Origin of the sequence: Pseudomonas songnenensis (genome assembly GCF_003696315.1) — a bacterium.
Classification (GTDB): Bacteria; Pseudomonadota; Gammaproteobacteria; order Pseudomonadales; family Pseudomonadaceae; genus Stutzerimonas; species Stutzerimonas songnenensis.
The window spans coordinates 299,564-314,190 of the sequence record NZ_RFFN01000003.1 but is presented as its reverse complement, the minus strand read 5'-3'; the positions used below and the strand labels follow the sequence as shown (position 1 = coordinate 314,190).

The 14,627-nt window shown below is 63.3% G+C and carries 12 protein-coding genes and 1 pseudogene; 5 read left to right on the top strand and 8 right to left on the bottom strand.

All coding sequences use genetic code 11. From position 1 onward, the window contains the following. Positions 1–3: 3 nt before the first annotated feature. On the bottom strand, positions 4–486 hold the full coding sequence (locus EA798_RS10130) for a tRNA (cytidine(34)-2'-O)-methyltransferase (protein ID WP_106156194.1): 483 nt from the start codon (positions 484–486) through the stop codon (positions 4–6). Here EA798_RS10130 and EA798_RS10125 point away from each other — a divergent pair. After that, positions 485–934 carry a hypothetical protein gene (locus EA798_RS10125; RefSeq protein ID WP_122098863.1) on the top strand — a complete coding sequence of 150 codons (450 nt, stop codon included), beginning with the start codon at positions 485–487 and terminating at the stop codon, positions 932–934. The genes EA798_RS10130 and EA798_RS10125 overlap by 2 nt on opposite strands. A gap of 89 nt (positions 935–1,023) precedes the next feature. On the opposite strand, the gene ntrC is transcribed toward EA798_RS10125, so the two are convergent. From ntrC to glnA, 5 genes are all read right to left on the bottom strand, one after another. Then, positions 1,024–2,460, bottom strand: a complete 1,437-nt coding sequence (gene ntrC, locus EA798_RS10120; RefSeq protein WP_106156190.1) for a nitrogen regulation protein NR(I) — start codon at positions 2,458–2,460, stop codon at positions 1,024–1,026. Then, entirely contained in the window at positions 2,457–3,539 is a 1,083-nt protein-coding gene (glnL, locus tag EA798_RS10115) for a nitrogen regulation protein NR(II) (protein ID WP_015278583.1), read from the bottom strand. Before glnL ends, ntrC begins: the two co-directional genes overlap by 4 nt. Before the next feature lie 169 nt (positions 3,540–3,708). Next, positions 3,709–4,338 carry a DUF4124 domain-containing protein gene (locus EA798_RS10110; RefSeq protein WP_122098862.1) on the bottom strand — a complete coding sequence of 210 codons (630 nt, stop codon included), beginning with the start codon at positions 4,336–4,338 and terminating at the stop codon, positions 3,709–3,711. Further along, on the bottom strand, positions 4,335–4,889 hold the full coding sequence (locus tag EA798_RS10105; RefSeq protein WP_122098861.1) for a DUF4124 domain-containing protein: 555 nt from the start codon (positions 4,887–4,889) through the stop codon (positions 4,335–4,337). Before EA798_RS10105 ends, EA798_RS10110 begins: the two co-directional genes overlap by 4 nt. Before the next feature lie 163 nt (positions 4,890–5,052). Beyond that, on the bottom strand, positions 5,053–6,459 hold the full coding sequence (gene glnA / locus EA798_RS10100; RefSeq protein WP_106156184.1) for a glutamate--ammonia ligase: 1,407 nt from the start codon (positions 6,457–6,459) through the stop codon (positions 5,053–5,055). A 338-nt stretch (positions 6,460–6,797) separates the two neighbouring features. Between glnA and thiI the strand changes: the two genes are divergently transcribed. Further along, positions 6,798–8,252 (top strand): tRNA uracil 4-sulfurtransferase ThiI, encoded by a 1,455-nt coding sequence (thiI, locus tag EA798_RS10095; protein ID WP_122098860.1) that lies wholly within the window; start codon positions 6,798–6,800, stop codon positions 8,250–8,252. 167 nt (positions 8,253–8,419) lie between these two features. After that, complete coding sequence (gene typA, locus EA798_RS10090) at positions 8,420–10,240, top strand: translational GTPase TypA (protein WP_106156179.1); 1,821 nt, start codon at positions 8,420–8,422, stop codon at positions 10,238–10,240. 115 nt (positions 10,241–10,355) lie between these two features. Here typA and EA798_RS10085 read toward each other — a convergent pair whose 3' ends face one another. Continuing rightward, positions 10,356–10,847, bottom strand: coding sequence for a cupin domain-containing protein (locus EA798_RS10085; RefSeq protein ID WP_167462932.1), 492 nt, complete (start codon positions 10,845–10,847; stop codon positions 10,356–10,358). Between the two features lie 518 nt (positions 10,848–11,365). Between EA798_RS10085 and EA798_RS20935 the strand changes: the two are divergent. Both EA798_RS20935 and EA798_RS20930 read left to right on the top strand, forming a co-directional pair. Continuing rightward, positions 11,366–11,875, top strand: a pseudogene (locus EA798_RS20935) (MCP four helix bundle domain-containing protein); the annotation flags it as partial. A 246-nt stretch (positions 11,876–12,121) separates the two neighbouring features. Next, positions 12,122–13,003, top strand: a complete 882-nt coding sequence (locus tag EA798_RS20930; RefSeq protein ID WP_420849544.1) for a methyl-accepting chemotaxis protein — start codon at positions 12,122–12,124, stop codon at positions 13,001–13,003. Positions 13,004–13,077: 74 nt separating this feature from the next. Here EA798_RS20930 and EA798_RS10075 read toward each other — a convergent pair whose 3' ends face one another. Further along, a complete protein-coding gene (locus tag EA798_RS10075; protein WP_122098857.1) occupies positions 13,078–14,391 on the bottom strand; it encodes a 2-hydroxycarboxylate transporter family protein in 1,314 nt (437 codons plus the stop codon). Positions 14,392–14,627: the final 236 nt, after the last annotated feature.

Sequence of the window (14,627 nt, the reverse complement as noted above, 5' to 3'; positions counted from 1 at the left end):
GATTCACTCCATGGCGAAACCGTGCTGGCGCCAGGCCTCGTACACCGCAACGGCGACGGTGTTCGACAGGTTCAGGCTGCGGCTGTCGGGACGCATCGGCAGGCGCAGGCGCTGCTCGTTGGGCAGGGCGTCGCGGATCTCCGGCGGCAGGCCGCGGCTTTCGGGGCCGAACAGCAAGGCGTCGCCACGCCGGTAGCGCACCTCGTGAAACGGCTGCGAGCCCTTGGTGGTGAAGGCGAACAGCCGCGGTCCGTCAGGGTTTGCCGCGTCGATGCCGATGTGCGCGAGGCAGCTTGGCAGGTCGGCGTGGCGCTCCAGCGTGGCGTACTCGTGGTAATCGAGGCCGGCGCGGCGCAGGCGTTTGTCATCCAGCTCGTAACCCAGCGGTTCGATCAGGTGCAGGTGACAGCCGGTATTGGCGCAGAGCCTGATAATGTTGCCGGTATTGGGCGGAATTTCCGGTTGGAACAGGATCACGTGAAACATGCGCAGCACCGAGGTTGAGGATCGGCGGCATTCTACCGGGGAGCAGGATCCGATGCCGCGGCTGCGGCGGCGCTTTTTCGGCTCGCTGGTGCTGATCGGTCTGCTGATCGGGCTGATGATCGGCCGGCTTACCGCGCCGGGGTCGGTGCAACTAGAACTGGTGCAGGTGCAGCCGCAAGGCCTTTCGCTGCAGTTCGACCGCGAGCCCGAGGTGTATGACGAGCACCTTGAGGGGGCGTTCGCCCTGCTGTTCCAGGCCGAGGGCGAGGCGCAGTCCGGTCAGCTGCAGATCGACGGCATGCCGGTGGCCTGGCGCGTGCAGCAGACCGGGAAAGGTCTGTTGCTGCACCTGGTCGCGGCGCGTCCGTTGCAGGGGCAGTGGCGAGGCGAACGCCACGATGGCGGCTGGCATCTCGCGGTACAGGTGGTGGCGGCCAAGCGACCGTGAGCTGAACGATTCGCGGCGCCAGACATGACGAACCCCGCTAGCAGCGGGGTTCGCGGTCACTCTTCATGGTTCGCCGACCACGGGCAGCGTCAGCTGTCGTCCCCTTCGTCGTCGTCCGCGCCATCGACGCGCATGCCCAGCTCCTTGATCTTGCGCGTCAGGGTGTTGCGACCCCAGCCGAGCAGCAGAGCGGCATCGCGGCGGCGTCCGGCGGTGTGCTTGAGCGCGGTTTCGATCATGATGCGCTCGAAGGCCGGCACCGCCTCGTCGAGCAGGTTGCTCTGGCCTCGCGCCAGGGCCTGATCCGACCAGTTGCGCAGCGCCTGTTCCCAGTTGTGCGCCGGCTGCGCCTCGGCCTGCTGGTTGAGCAGCTCGGGCGGCAGGTCGTCGACATGCACTTCGCGCCCGGACGCCATCACCGTGATCCAGCGGCAGGTGTTCTCCAGCTGGCGCACATTGCCCGGCCAGGGCAGATGCTGCAGGTATTCCTTGGTTTCCGGCTTGAGCACCTTGGTCTCTACCGACAGCTCTTGCGCGGCGCTGGCGAGGAAGTGTTCGGCCAGTGCGGGAATGTCTTCGCGGCGATCGGCCAGGCGCGGAATGTGGATGCGGATGACGTTGAGCCGGTGGAACAGGTCTTCGCGGAACTTGCCGGCCTGCACCAGGGTTTCCAGGTCCTGGTGCGTCGCGGCGATGATGCGCACATCGACCCGCACCGGCGTGTGGCCGCCGACCCGGTAGAACTCGCCATCGGCCAGCACGCGCAGCAGGCGGGTCTGGGTGTCGGCCGGCATGTCGCCGATCTCGTCGAGGAACAGGGTGCCGCCGTCGGCCTGCTCGAAGCGGCCGCGGCGCTGGTTGGCCGCACCGGTGAAGGCACCTTTCTCGTGACCGAACAGCTCGGATTCCATCAGGTCCTTGGGAATCGCCGCCATGTTCAGCGCGATGAACGGCGATGCCGAACGCGGGCTGTGGCGATGCAGCGCATGGGCCACCAGCTCCTTGCCGGTACCCGACTCGCCGTTGATCAGCACGGTGATGTTGGAGTGGCTGAGGCGGCCGATGGCGCGGAACACCTCCTGCATCGCCGGTGCCTCGCCGATGATCTCCGGCGTGTGATGACGGTTGGCCGGCTGCTGCTGGTTCTGCTGTTCCTGGGCGTGCTGGTTGGCGCGCTTGACCAGCGACACGGCGTCGTCGACGTCGAACGGCTTGGGCAGGTACTCGAAGGCACCGCCCTGGTAGGAAGCCACCGCGCTGTCCAGGTCCGAGTGCGCGGTCATGATGATCACTGGCAGGCGCGGGTACTGCTCGCGGATCTGCGAGAGCATGTCCAGGCCGCTGAGGCCGGGCATGCGGATGTCGGAGATGATCACATCCGGCTGCTGGCGGGCGAGGCGGGCCAGCACGCCGTCAGCGCTGTCGAAGCTCTGCGTGGCCATGCCTTCCTGTTGCAGGGCCTTTTCCAGGACCCAGCGGATGGAGCGGTCGTCGTCGACGATCCAGACGTTTTCGCTTCGGCTCATGCTGATGTGGCTCCTTGTTCCAGCGGTAGGAAGATCGAGAACACGGTGTGGCCAGGATGGCTCTCGCATTCGATCAGACCCTGGTGCTGACTGATGATGTTCTGGGTGATGGCCAGGCCCAGCCCGGTTCCATCCGGGCGACCGCTGACCATCGGGTAGAAGAGCGTGTTCTGCAGTTCGGCGGGGATGCCCGGGCCGTTGTCGATGATCTCGATGCGCGCCACCAGGCGATGACGGATATGGCCGATGGTGAACTGGCGCAACGTGCGGGTGCGCAGGGTAAGGCGGCCCAGGCCCAGATCGTTCTGCCCGGCCAGGGCCTGCATGGCGTTGCGCATGATATTGAGCACGGCCTGGATCATCTGTTCGCGGTCCATCAGGACCTCGGGAATGCTCGGGTCATAGTCGCGCACCAAAATGATGCTTCCCTGGCATTCGGCCTCGATCAGGCTGGCCACATGTTCGAGCACTTCGTGGATGTTGGTCATCGCCAGCGACGGCAGCTTGTTGGAGCCGAGCATGCGGTCGACCAGATTCCGCAGCCGGTCGGCTTCCTCGATGATGACTTCGGTGTAGTCCTTCAGATGTTCTTCCGGCAGCTCGCGGGCCAGCAGTTGCGCGGCGCCGCGGATGCCGCCCAGAGGATTCTTGATCTCGTGGGCCAGGCCGCGCACCAGCATCTTGGTGGTTTCCTGCTTGGACAGCTGGGCTTCTTCCTTGGTGATGCGCAGCAACCGGTCACGCGGCAGCACCTCCAGCAACAGCATGGTCTCCTGGCGGGTCAGCACCGGGGTCACGGCGTAGTCCACGGTCAACGACTGGCCGGTTGCGGAGGTCAGGGTGGCTTCGCGTTTGGTAAAAGGGTGGGCTTCTTCAACCGCCTGGCGCAGTGCGGCCAGGGCTTCCGGCGATTCGGTGAACAGCTCGCTGATGAATTGTCCATGGCTGCGCTGACCGCTGACGGCCAGCAGCATTTCCGCCGCCGGGTTCATGTATTCCAGGCGCAAGCGCGAATTGAGCAGCAGCGTTGCGGTGGTCAGATTCTCGATCAGCAGGCGTTGCAGGGCTTCGTTGATCATGGCAGGTCTGCGTCCGGAAGTTCTGGCAGGAAATGCAAGAACCAAACCAAACGCGCCATTGCGGCGCGGATTGGCGTGATGCTGCAGCCCTACGGGCTGTCCGGTGACCCAAATTGGTGATGAGCAATCCGCTCATCTGCTGGGCGCACCAAACAGGTGCATCCAGTGATCATAGAAAGGGCACGAACGGAATGTCGCGTTTTTCTACCGGCTTGTCCTTGAGCGGGCATTCCGGACGCACGCCGTAATCGGCTTTCTTGCACGGATTGACCATGCGCCTCTGGGCCAAGGAGGTGCGGATCAGATGGAAGGACAGGCTTTCGGATTGCTGCAAGACCCGCTCCTGTGCGTCTACCACCGCGACCGCCAGCTGGTGGGTGCCGCGATCGACATTGTTTAGCTCGAAGGTCGTCTCTTCACCAGGTGCGCCGAAAGGCTGCCCGTCGAGCAATACCTGATAGGCATGGCCGGGTTGCAATGCGGGCTCCGCCTGCACGGTGACGCTGACCGAGCCGGCGTTGTTGCGGATCGCCTCGTCTGCCGCCGGGCTGAGGATCTGCAGCTGATAGCGGATGGTTGCCTCTTGCGGCTTCGGCGGTTGGACCACGCGCGGGGCGGGTGTCGGCTGCGCCGCCATGCTGTTGGAGGGCTTCAGCTGGACTTCCTCCATCGCCTGTCCGGTAGGGCGGTCGGTAAAGACCCGATTGCCCTCGGCATCTGTGTAGGAATAGATGCCGCCCAGGGCCGGCAGGGCGGTGGCCAGCAGCAGGATGGCCGCTGCCTGGCGGACGATGCTCAAGATGCCGGCTTCGGCTTGGGGGGCGGCGGACGCAGCGCGGGACTCGAAGTGTTCACGCGCTGCACGGTGAAGGGCACCGCCTCGCTGCGCTGGATCACTCGCTCGCCGGCGAGCACCTCGACCTGCAGGCGATGGTCGCCGCGCTCGATGTTGTTCAGTTGCAGCGAGGTGGCCGGGCTGGGCGCGGCCTGAGGAATGCCATCGAGCAGGAAGCGCAGGGTATGCCCGGGCTGCAGCGAAGGTTCCAGTAGAGCGCTGACGACGAAGGTGCCGTTGTTGGCGCGCAGTGCCTCGGCATCCGGAATGCCGCTCAGCATCAGTGTCTGGTAAGGCGCCCGCTGGTTCTGCTGACGGTCCGGCAGTGGTGGTGGCGGCTCGGGCGTGCGGATGTTCACGGTGTTGGCTGGCGGCAGGTCTACCGTATCGGCTTGCACGCCTTCCGGTGGCTGGTTGGTGAACACCGTGTTGCCTTGCGCATCGGTGTACTTGTAGATCTCGGCGAGCGCCGGAAGGCTGATGATCAATAGCAGGCTGAGCAGTGCGCTACGCATGGGAGACTCCGCGGAGTTGGACTGCGGAAGCCTTGCACCGCGCCGGCCTGCAGGCAAGCCCCAACGGTGTGATTTGCGAGGCGGCACAAGCTGCGCGGGTCGGCATGGCACGCAGAAACGAAAAAGGCCGCCCGAGGGCGGCCTTCCTGTCACGCGAGCTGGATCAGACGCTGTAGTACAGGTCGTATTCCAGCGGGTGCACGAAGGTGCGCACCTTGATCTCTTCCTCGGACTTCAGCTCGATGTAGGCATCGATGAACTCGTCGGAGAACACGCCGCCCTTGGTCAGGAACGCACGGCCCTTGTCCAGCTCTTCCAGAGCTTCCTTCAGGCTGCCGCACACCTGCGGGATCAGCTTGCCTTCTTCCGGCGGCAGGTCGTACAGGTTCTTGTCGGCGGCATCGCCAGGGTGGATCTTGTTCTGGATGCCGTCCAGGCCAGCCATCAGCAGTGCGGCGAAGCACAGGTACGGGTTGGCAGCCGGGTCCGGGAAGCGCGCTTCGATACGACGGGCTTTCGGGCTCGAAACGTACGGGATACGGATCGAGGCGGAACGGTTGCGAGCCGAGTAGGCCAGCATGACCGGTGCTTCGAAGCCCGGAACCAGGCGCTTGTAGGAGTTGGTGGCCGGGTTGGTGAAGCCGTTCAGGGCCTTACCGTGCTTGATGATGCCGCCGATGAAGTACAGAGCGGTTTCGGACAGGCCGGCATAGCCTTCGCCAGCGAAGGTGTTCTTGCCATCCTTGGAGATGGACATGTGTACGTGCATACCCGAACCGTTGTCGCCATACAGCGGCTTCGGCATGAAGGTCGCGGTCTTGCCATAGGCATCGGCAACGTTGTGCACGCAGTACTTCAGGGTCTGAACTTCGTCAGCCTTGGCGACCAGGGTGTTGAACTTCACGCCGATTTCGTTCTGACCGGCAGTCGCCACTTCGTGGTGGTGCACTTCGACGACCAGGCCCATCTCTTCCATGGCGTTGCACATGGCAGTACGGATTTCGTGGTCGTGGTCGCACGGCGGAACCGGGAAGTAACCGCCCTTGACGGCCGGGCGGTGGCCCTTGTTGCCGCCTTCGACGTCCTGGTCGGTCATCCAGGAGCCCTGCTCGGAGTAGATCTTGAACATCGAGCCGGAGATGTCCGACTTGAACTTGACCTGGTCGAAGATGAAGAACTCCGGCTCCGGGCCGACGAATACGGTGTCGCCGATGCCGGTGGTCTTGAGGAACTCTTCGGCGCGCTTGGCGATGGAGCGCGGGTCGCGGTCGTAGCCCTGCATGGTGCTCGGCTCGACGATGTCGCAGACCAGGATCAGGGTCGGCTCTTCGGTGAACGGATCGAGCACAGCGGTTTCGTCGACCGGCATCAGGATCATGTCGGAGGCTTCGATGCCTTTCCAGCCATGGATGGAAGAACCGTCGAACATCTTGCCGTGCTCGAAGAAGTCTTCATCCTGGGCATCACGAGCCGGAACGGTGACGTGGTGCTGCTTGCCTTTGGTATCGGTGAAGCGCAGATCAATCCACTTCACATCGTAATCTTTGATCAGTTGAAGCGACTTCGACATGGTGTTCTCCAAGTGGTGGAAGCGAGACAGTGAGCTTCCGAATCAGGGTGAAGCCGGGCGGCGATGTTCCGCCAAGGCGACCTGCCTCACAAGGGAGCAAATTGCATGCCAGTGCTCCGTATTGGTACCGCAGGCCCGCAGCGACGCCGCCGCCGCGTTTTAACGGGCAAAAGCGTAGCTGTCTTGAATAAATGCTGCTCCGTATTGGTGCGAATGCTGGATTGGTCGCCTTGTTTTGGTGCGTTCTGCTGCGTTTGAAGAAAGCGGTTAAATGTTGAGCAGTTTCCGCTATACTCCGCGCCCCTCTTTTCCTGCCACGTCGGCGCCGCGCTGTTTCCATGAAGCTGATCGTCAAGGTTTTCCCCGAAATCACCATCAAGAGTCCGCCGGTGCGCAAGGGCTTCATTCGTCAGTTGGCGAAGAATATCCGTACCGTGCTGCGCGAGCTCGATCCCGACCTGCGGGTCGAGGGCGTGTGGGACAACATCGAAGTGGAAACCGCGCTCAGCGAACCCAAGCTGCTGCGCGAGATGATCGAGCGCCTGCGCTGCACGCCCGGCATCGCCCATTGCCTGGAAGTGCACGAGTATCCGCTGGGCGATCTCGACGACATCGTCGCCAAGTGCAAGGCGCACTACGCCGAGCGCCTGCCGGGCAAGATCTTCGCCGTACGCTGCAAGCGTGCCGGCAAGCATCCGTTCAGCTCCATGGACGTCGAACGCCATGTCGGCAGCCAGCTGCGCCAGCAGTGCGGCGCCGCCGGCATTTCGCTGAAGGCCCCGGAAGTCGAAGTGCGCATGGAGATCCGCGACCAGCGCCTGTTCGTCGTGCACGAGCAGCATGACGGCATCGGCGGCTACCCGCTGGGCGCGCTGGAGCAGACCCTGGTGCTGATGTCCGGTGGCTTCGATTCCACCGTCGCCGCCTATCAGATGATGCGCCGCGGGCTGATGACGCATTTCTGCTTCTTCAATCTCGGCGGCCGCGCCCATGAGCTGGGCGTGATGGAAGTGGCCCATTATCTGTGGAAGAAATACGGCAGCTCGCACCGCGTGCTGTTCATCAGCGTGCCGTTCGAGGAAGTGGTCGGCGAGATCCTGCAGAAGGTCGACAACAGCCAGATGGGCGTCGTCCTCAAGCGCATGATGCTGCGCGTGTCCACGCAGATCGCCGAGCGCCTGCACATCGATGCGCTGGTCACCGGCGAGGCGATCTCCCAGGTCTCCAGCCAGACGCTGCCGAACCTCTCGGTAATCGATTCGGCCACCGACATGCTGGTGCTGCGCCCGCTGATCGCCAGCCACAAGCAGGACATCATCGACACCGCCTTCGAGATCGGCACCGCCGAGTTCGCCAAGAACATGCCCGAGTACTGCGGCGTGATTTCGGTGAACCCGACCACCAAGGCCAAGCGCTACCGCATCGAACACGAAGAAAAGCAGTTCGACATGGCGATTCTCGAACGCGCCCTGGCCAACGCCCGCCAGGTCGCCATCGACCGCGTGATCGACGAGCTGGGCCAGGATCTGCAGGTCGAAGAAGTCGTCGAGCCGAGCGCCGGCCAGGTGATCATCGACATTCGTCACCCCGATGCCGCCGAGGACGAACCGCTCGAACTGGCTGGCATCGAAGTACAGACGCTGCCGTTCTATGCGCTGAACAACCGATTCAAGGAACTGGATGAAAACCGCCAGTACCTGCTGTATTGCGACAAAGGTGTCATGAGCCGCCTGCATGCTCACCATCTGCTGAGCGAGGGGCATGTCAATGTACGCGTCTATCGTCCGGCCTGACTCATCGGTGAAACAGCCGGGGCTGCTTGGCGGCAGCATCCGCCACCGCCCTCCCGACCGGCACTGATCGCAAGGCCAGGCCGTACAACCCTCGGACAGACTGTCTTCGTCCGGACTACTTCAAGCTTCCAGCCTCAGCTCGAAGCTATCTACAGAGAAAAGAATCAGTGATCGAGAATCTACGCAACATCGCCATCATCGCCCACGTCGACCATGGCAAGACCACCCTCGTCGACAAGCTGCTGCGTCTGTCCGGCACCCTGGACCGCAAGGAGCTGGAAAACGAGCGCGTGATGGACTCCAACGACCAGGAAAAGGAACGCGGCATCACCATCCTGGCCAAGAACACCGCGCTGAAGTGGAACGGCTACAACATCAACATCGTCGACACCCCCGGCCACGCCGACTTCGGCGGTGAAGTCGAGCGCGTGATGAGCATGGTCGACTCCGTACTGCTGGTGGTCGACGCTCAGGACGGCCCCATGCCGCAGACCCGTTTCGTCACCCAGAAGGCGTTCAAGGCCGGCCTGCGTCCGATCGTCGTGGTGAACAAGATCGACCGTCCGGGCGCGCGTCCTGACTGGGTCATCGACCAGATCTTCGACCTGTTCGACAACCTCGGCGCCACCGACGAGCAGCTCGACTTCCCGATCGTCTATGCCAGTGCCCTGAACGGCATTGCCGGCATGGACCACGAGAAGATGGACGACAACATGGATGCGCTGTTCCAGGCCATCATCGACCACGTTCCGGCGCCGAAAGTCGACCTCGACGGTCCGTTCCAGATGCAGATCTCGCAGCTGGACTACAACAGCTTCCTCGGCGTGATCGGCATCGGCCGCATCGCCCGCGGCACCATCAAGGCCAACAGCCCGGTCACCGCCATTGGCGCCGACGGCAAGAAGCGCAACGGCCGCATCCTGAAGATCATGGGCCACTCCGGTCTGCAGCGCGTTGAAGTCCAGGAAGCCGAAGCCGGTGACATCGTCTGCGTATCCGGCATGGACGAGCTGTACATCTCCGACACCCTGTGCGACCAGAACGCCGTCGAGGCCCTGCCGCCGCTGACCGTCGACCAGCCGACCGTGAGCATGACCTTCCAGGTCAACGACTCGCCGTTCGCCGGCAAGGAAGGCAAGTTCGTCACCAGCCGCAACATCAAGGATCGCCTGGAGAAGGAACTGCTGCACAACGTCGCCCTGCGCGTCGAGCCGGGCGACAGCCCTGAAAAGTTCAAGGTTTCCGGCCGTGGCGAGCTGCACCTGTCGGTACTGATCGAAACCATGCGTCGCGAAGGCTTCGAGCTGGCCGTTGGCCGTCCGGAAGTGGTGATCATCGAGAACGAGGCCGGCGAGAAGCAGGAGCCGTACGAGAACGTCACCATCGACATCGAGGAGCAGCATCAGGGTCCGGTGATGGAGCAGATGGGTCTGCGCAAGGGCGACCTGAGCAACATGGTTCCGGATGGCAAGGGCCGTGTCCGCCTGGAGTACACCATCCCGGCGCGTGGCCTGATCGGCTTCCGTAACAACTTCCTGACCCTGACTTCGGGCTCGGGCATCCTGACCTCGACCTTCAGCCACTACGGCCCGATCAAGGCCGGCGAAGTGACCAACCGCCAGAACGGCGTGCTGGTCTCGATGGCCACCGGTACCGCGCTGACCTACTCGCTGGAAACCCTGCAGGCACGCGGCAAGCTGTTCCTGGCGCCGGGCGACGAGATCTACGAAGGCCAGCTGTGCGGCATCAACAGCCGTGACAACGACCTGGTGCTCAACCCCACCAAAGGCAAGAAGCTCGACAACATGCGCGCTTCCGGCAAGGACGAGGTCATCGCCCTGGTTCCGCCGATCAAGTTCACCCTCGAGCAGGCGCTGGAATTCATCGCCGACGACGAGCTGGTGGAAGTGACGCCGAAGTCGATCCGTCTGCGCAAGAAGTACCTCAACGAGAACGACCGCAAGCGCTTCGAGCGCAGCAAGGTCTGACACCCGTTGCGAGACAACAGAAAGGCGCCTTCGGGCGCCTTTTTGCTGTCTGTCCTTTCGTTCATATGGCCAAAGGCCTGGGTCGTGGAGCCAAAAAAGCAAGCCGTCGTATCGCTCAGCGTTTTGAGCCGTTGCGCGGATCATCCGCCGGGTCGAGATAACTGATGCCCCAGGGTCCGGTGGCAATCAGCTGTACGATGGTTTCCTCATCCTCGGTCCAGACGTAGTGGGCATGCTCGGCGGGCAGAGCAAAGCTGTCACCAGCCTGCAGCACCTCCCCCCGGGCCTTATCGAACGTCTTTCCCATGCCGTTGCCAAGCTTGCCCTTGAGTACGGTTATCACCTCGCTGAACGGATGTGTGTGGGCTGGAATCGGATAGTTCGGTGGAAACTTCAACATGACCACGAACACCCCGTCCTGGCTAGGGTTGCCCACAAGCAGCGCACTCTGAGCCCCGGGCGGCAGGCTCGTTTCAGCCTGCCAGTCGAGTTGTCCCAGGCGGAATGCCTGCATATCGCTTACGGCGAGCCGCTCAATGGCGTCGGCTGCCCAGGCCGGATTTGCCAGGGCGATAAGCACAGCGGCGAACATCGCTATTGTTTTCATGGAAAGGGTCCTGCACGAGGCTTGTATGAGATGGCGCGAGTCGCCACGCCTCCGCAGACAAGCTGCAGAGTGTCGGCGCGCTAGCATGTACCAGCATACTCAGGTATCCCGCGGGGCTTGGGCGTGCGCGCCTGCACCGATACCAAAAGCCGATAAAAGCAATACCTTCTATGTAGCGAAGGAGGCCTGGCGCGCCAGCTGGTATCCCGCTCGGCAGGGGCCCGGGTAGCTCGCCTGGAGTGCAGGGCGAGAGCCTGCGTGCAACCGCATGTCGTCACAACTGGCGACCGGCGATTCCGAAAATTGTACAAATCCTCTGCAAGCCCTGCTCTTGAGCATGCCGCGAACGCTCATCCGCCCAGATTCAGCTGCTTTCAGCTGTCCGTCGGTCGATAAAACTTGTACAGGTAATGTCGCGATGACATCATGTTGTACAAGTTTTATCCCGCTCCGAGTATCGCTCAGAGCATCAACGACTGACTGAAGGCTGCCTCGCAGTCTGGCTGGAGGAGTGTTCGATGAACAAGCAGATGTCGGTATCCATGCGCCTGGGCCTGGGGTTTCTGGTCATCCTGGCGCTGATGGTGGCGGTCGCCGTGGTCAGCGCGCTCAAGGTCGACATCATCGACCGCAGCATGAGCCAGATCAGCTCGCAGGCCGGCCTCAAGCAGCGCTATGCGATCAACTTCCGCGGCAGCGTGCATGATCGTGCGATTGCCGTGCGTGATGCGGTCAGTACGGCCGATCCGGCGTTTGCCCGTGAGCAGGTAGCGGAAATCGAGCGGCTGGCGCAGCTGTACGTCGACTCGGCAGTACCGATGAAGGCGATGCTGGTGCAGCCCTCCGCCGACGCCGTGGAAAAGCAGCTGATGCAGCAGATCGAGACCATCGAGGCGAAGACCAACGCGCTGACCCGCCAGGTGGTCGAGCTGCGGTTCAACGAGGGGTCGGATCGCGCCTATGAATTTCTTCTGGAAAACGTGGCCGGGGCCTATAGCGAATGGCTGCGGCTGATCAATGCGTTCATCGATCATCAGGAACTGAGCATCAGCGAGGACGTGGCGATCGTCCGCGATACTGCCAGTGGCTTCCTCGCCCTGATCGTTGCGGTGACGGGGGTTGCGGTGCTGCTCGGTGCTGCGATCGCCGTGGTCATCATTCGCAAGCTGCGCTCGACCCTCGGCGCCGAGCCCGACGAGGTGGCGCGTGTGATCGGCAATCTGGCCAACGGTGATCTGGGGCAGCGGATCGTCACGCCATACCCGGACAGTGTCATGGGGGCGACAGCGAAGATGGCCAGCCGGCTCACCTCGATCATCGCCGAGGTGCGGACGGCAGCCGATGGTGTCGGCATGGCATCGAGCGAGTTGCTGACGTCCTCGGCGAGCAGCAATCAGCAGATCCAGCGGCAGTCGGCCGAGGCCGAGCAGGTGGCCACGGCGATCAACCAGATGGCTGCCACCGTGAGTGAGGTTGCCAGTTTCGCCGCCAATGCCGCGACCGCGGCGAAAAGCGCGGACGAGCAGGTCGAGACCGGCACTCGCATCGTCGGTGAGACGGCCGTGTCGATTCACAACCTGGCCAAGGTGCTGGAGAGCGCTACCGATACCGTCAATCAGGTTTCGGCGCAGAGCGGGGATATCGAAAAGATCTTGCAGGTGATCACCGCCATCGCCGAACAGACCAACCTGTTGGCGCTCAACGCTGCCATCGAGGCGGCACGCGCCGGCGAGCATGGCCGTGGCTTTGCCGTGGTGGCCGACGAGGTGCGCTCGCTGGCCAACCGCACGCAGCAGTCTTCCAGCGAGATCAGCGAAATGATCGCCTCGCTGCAGGCAGGTGCCGGCAGGGCGGTGGAGGTGATGCAATCGAGCAAGCAGTTGGCACAGCTGACCGTGGAACAGACCCTGCAGGCAGAGAATGCTCTGGCCAAGATTCGCCAGGAAGTAGGCGCGATCAACGAGATGAATGCGCAGATCGCGACCGCGTCTGAGGAGCAGAGCGCGGTGGCCGAGGAGGTCAACCAGAGCGTAACGCGCATTCACGACTCGACGGTGACCAGTTCGGCGGCATCGAACCAGGTCGCAGCCTCCAGCCAGGATCTGACAGCGCTGGCGCAGGAGCTGAACCGTCGGGTGAATTACTTCCGCGGCTGATGGCGCGGTAGTCAACGAAAAAGCCCCGACGCAAGGTCGGGGCTTTTTCACTGGCTGATGGCTGAAAGCGCCGATCAGGTGAAGAACAACGGCACCACCACGCTGGAGATCAGCAGGATCAGCGCGCCGCCCAGGCGCGAGGAAATCTGCGCGAAGGGCATCAGCGACATGCGTCGCGCCGCGGAGAGCACCGCGACGTCGCCGGTGCCGCCCATGTTGGCCATGCACAGACCGGCGGTGATCGCCGATTCGATGGGGTAGAAGCCCACCAGTCGGCCCACCAGGCCCGCGCCGAAGGCGGCGCCGGCGACCACGGCGAAGACGATCAGCACGTAGGTCAGCGAGATGGCGTCGATCACCTGGCCGAGGTCGGTGAAGGCCACGCCGATGCCGAACAGCAGGGCGAAGGTCCAGTTGCGCGCAACGAAGCGGAACCACTGGGAGGCGGCGTCGTTGATCGACTCGGGCACCAGGTTGCTCACCTTGAGCAGCGCCACCAGGACGATCATCAGCGCGTACGGATGCAGCGGCACGAACTTGCCGAGGATCTGCCCGGCGATGAAGAAGCTCAGTGCCGCGACCAGACCGATGCCCAGCGCGGGCAGGGTGATCGGGCCTTCCTTGTCGCTGACATCCACGCCCGGCATCATCTGGCCGTTGCCGGTCAGTGACGGGTAGCGATTGCCCAGGCCGTTGAGCAATCCGGCGATGATGATCGCGAAGACGTTGCCCAGGGCCAGGGCCGGCACCAGGATCGAGATGTAGTAGCTGGCCGGCTGGCCGAGCAGCTGCTCGTAGATCTGGCTCATCGGCACTGCGCCTGCGCCCATGCCACCGCCCATGATCGGCATGGCGATGACCACCACCGCATCCTGCGGCGAGAAGCCGAGCAGCGCGCCCACGGCCATGGCGAACAGCGCGGCGAACAGCACCGAGCACAGCAGCGGCAGTGCATAGCGCGAGCCGACTTTCACCAGCACCTTGGCATCCATGCCGAGGATGCTGCCGGTGATCAGCGCGGCGATATAGAAGTCGAGAAAGCCGCCGCCCTTCATGAAACTGGCGACGTCATCGGCGACTGCGGCGGGCAGCCAGCCGAAATAGACCATGGATGCGGCGCCGAACAGCGCCATGATCGCGCCGCCGCCGAGGTAGGTCCTGATGATGGGTAGGCGGTCGCCGGCGAAACCGAGCAGCTCGCCCAGCAGCATCATCACCAGCAACGCGCCGATCATGCCGGTGGGCAGGGTGTCGGTAGCAATGGCGGCGGCCATGACGAGCAGGGCGATGGCGAACAGCGGCAGCGGCAGGTTGAAGATGCGCTGGGAAAGCAGCGGAACGTTCGGGGTGCCTTCAGACACGGCAGGGCTCAGCGTGGTCCGATTCATTGTTGTACTCCTTCGAACGTGGCAGCCGGGTGGCGCACGCACGGGTGATGGTTGCGAATGCGCGGTCGGACAACCGCAGCGGGGCTACCTTAAGCAGAGTTGCTTCGCCGCCAATGTTTGGCGAAGTTAAAAAACCATTACGAAACTAAAAAAAGCAGCGCCGAGCTTGACCCGCGATTGCCGGGCTGGCTCGATCCGGGCCTTTACCGCGGCGTTTTGCGCCGATCAACGATGGG

What these genes read in the sequence shown, in the direction of transcription:
- EA798_RS10130 (WP_106156194.1), bottom strand. Translation starts at nt 486, where the DNA reads ATGTTTCACGTGATCCTGTTCCAACCGGAAATTCCGCCCAATACCGGC.
- ntrC (WP_106156190.1), bottom strand. Translation starts at nt 2,460, where the DNA reads ATGAGCCGAAGCGAAAACGTCTGGATCGTCGACGACGACCGCTCCATC.
- EA798_RS10125 (WP_122098863.1), top strand. Translation starts at nt 485, where the DNA reads ATGCGCAGCACCGAGGTTGAGGATCGGCGGCATTCTACCGGGGAGCAG.
- EA798_RS10105 (WP_122098861.1), bottom strand. Translation starts at nt 4,889, where the DNA reads ATGCGTAGCGCACTGCTCAGCCTGCTATTGATCATCAGCCTTCCGGCG.
- EA798_RS20930 (WP_420849544.1), top strand. Translation starts at nt 12,122, where the DNA reads ATGGGGGCGACAGCGAAGATGGCCAGCCGGCTCACCTCGATCATCGCC.
- glnA (WP_106156184.1), bottom strand. Translation starts at nt 6,459, where the DNA reads ATGTCGAAGTCGCTTCAACTGATCAAAGATTACGATGTGAAGTGGATT.
- thiI (WP_122098860.1), top strand. Translation starts at nt 6,798, where the DNA reads ATGAAGCTGATCGTCAAGGTTTTCCCCGAAATCACCATCAAGAGTCCG.
- EA798_RS10085 (WP_167462932.1), bottom strand. Translation starts at nt 10,847, where the DNA reads ATGAAAACAATAGCGATGTTCGCCGCTGTGCTTATCGCCCTGGCAAAT.
- EA798_RS10075 (WP_122098857.1), bottom strand. Translation starts at nt 14,391, where the DNA reads ATGAATCGGACCACGCTGAGCCCTGCCGTGTCTGAAGGCACCCCGAAC.
- glnL (WP_015278583.1), bottom strand. Translation starts at nt 3,539, where the DNA reads ATGATCAACGAAGCCCTGCAACGCCTGCTGATCGAGAATCTGACCACC.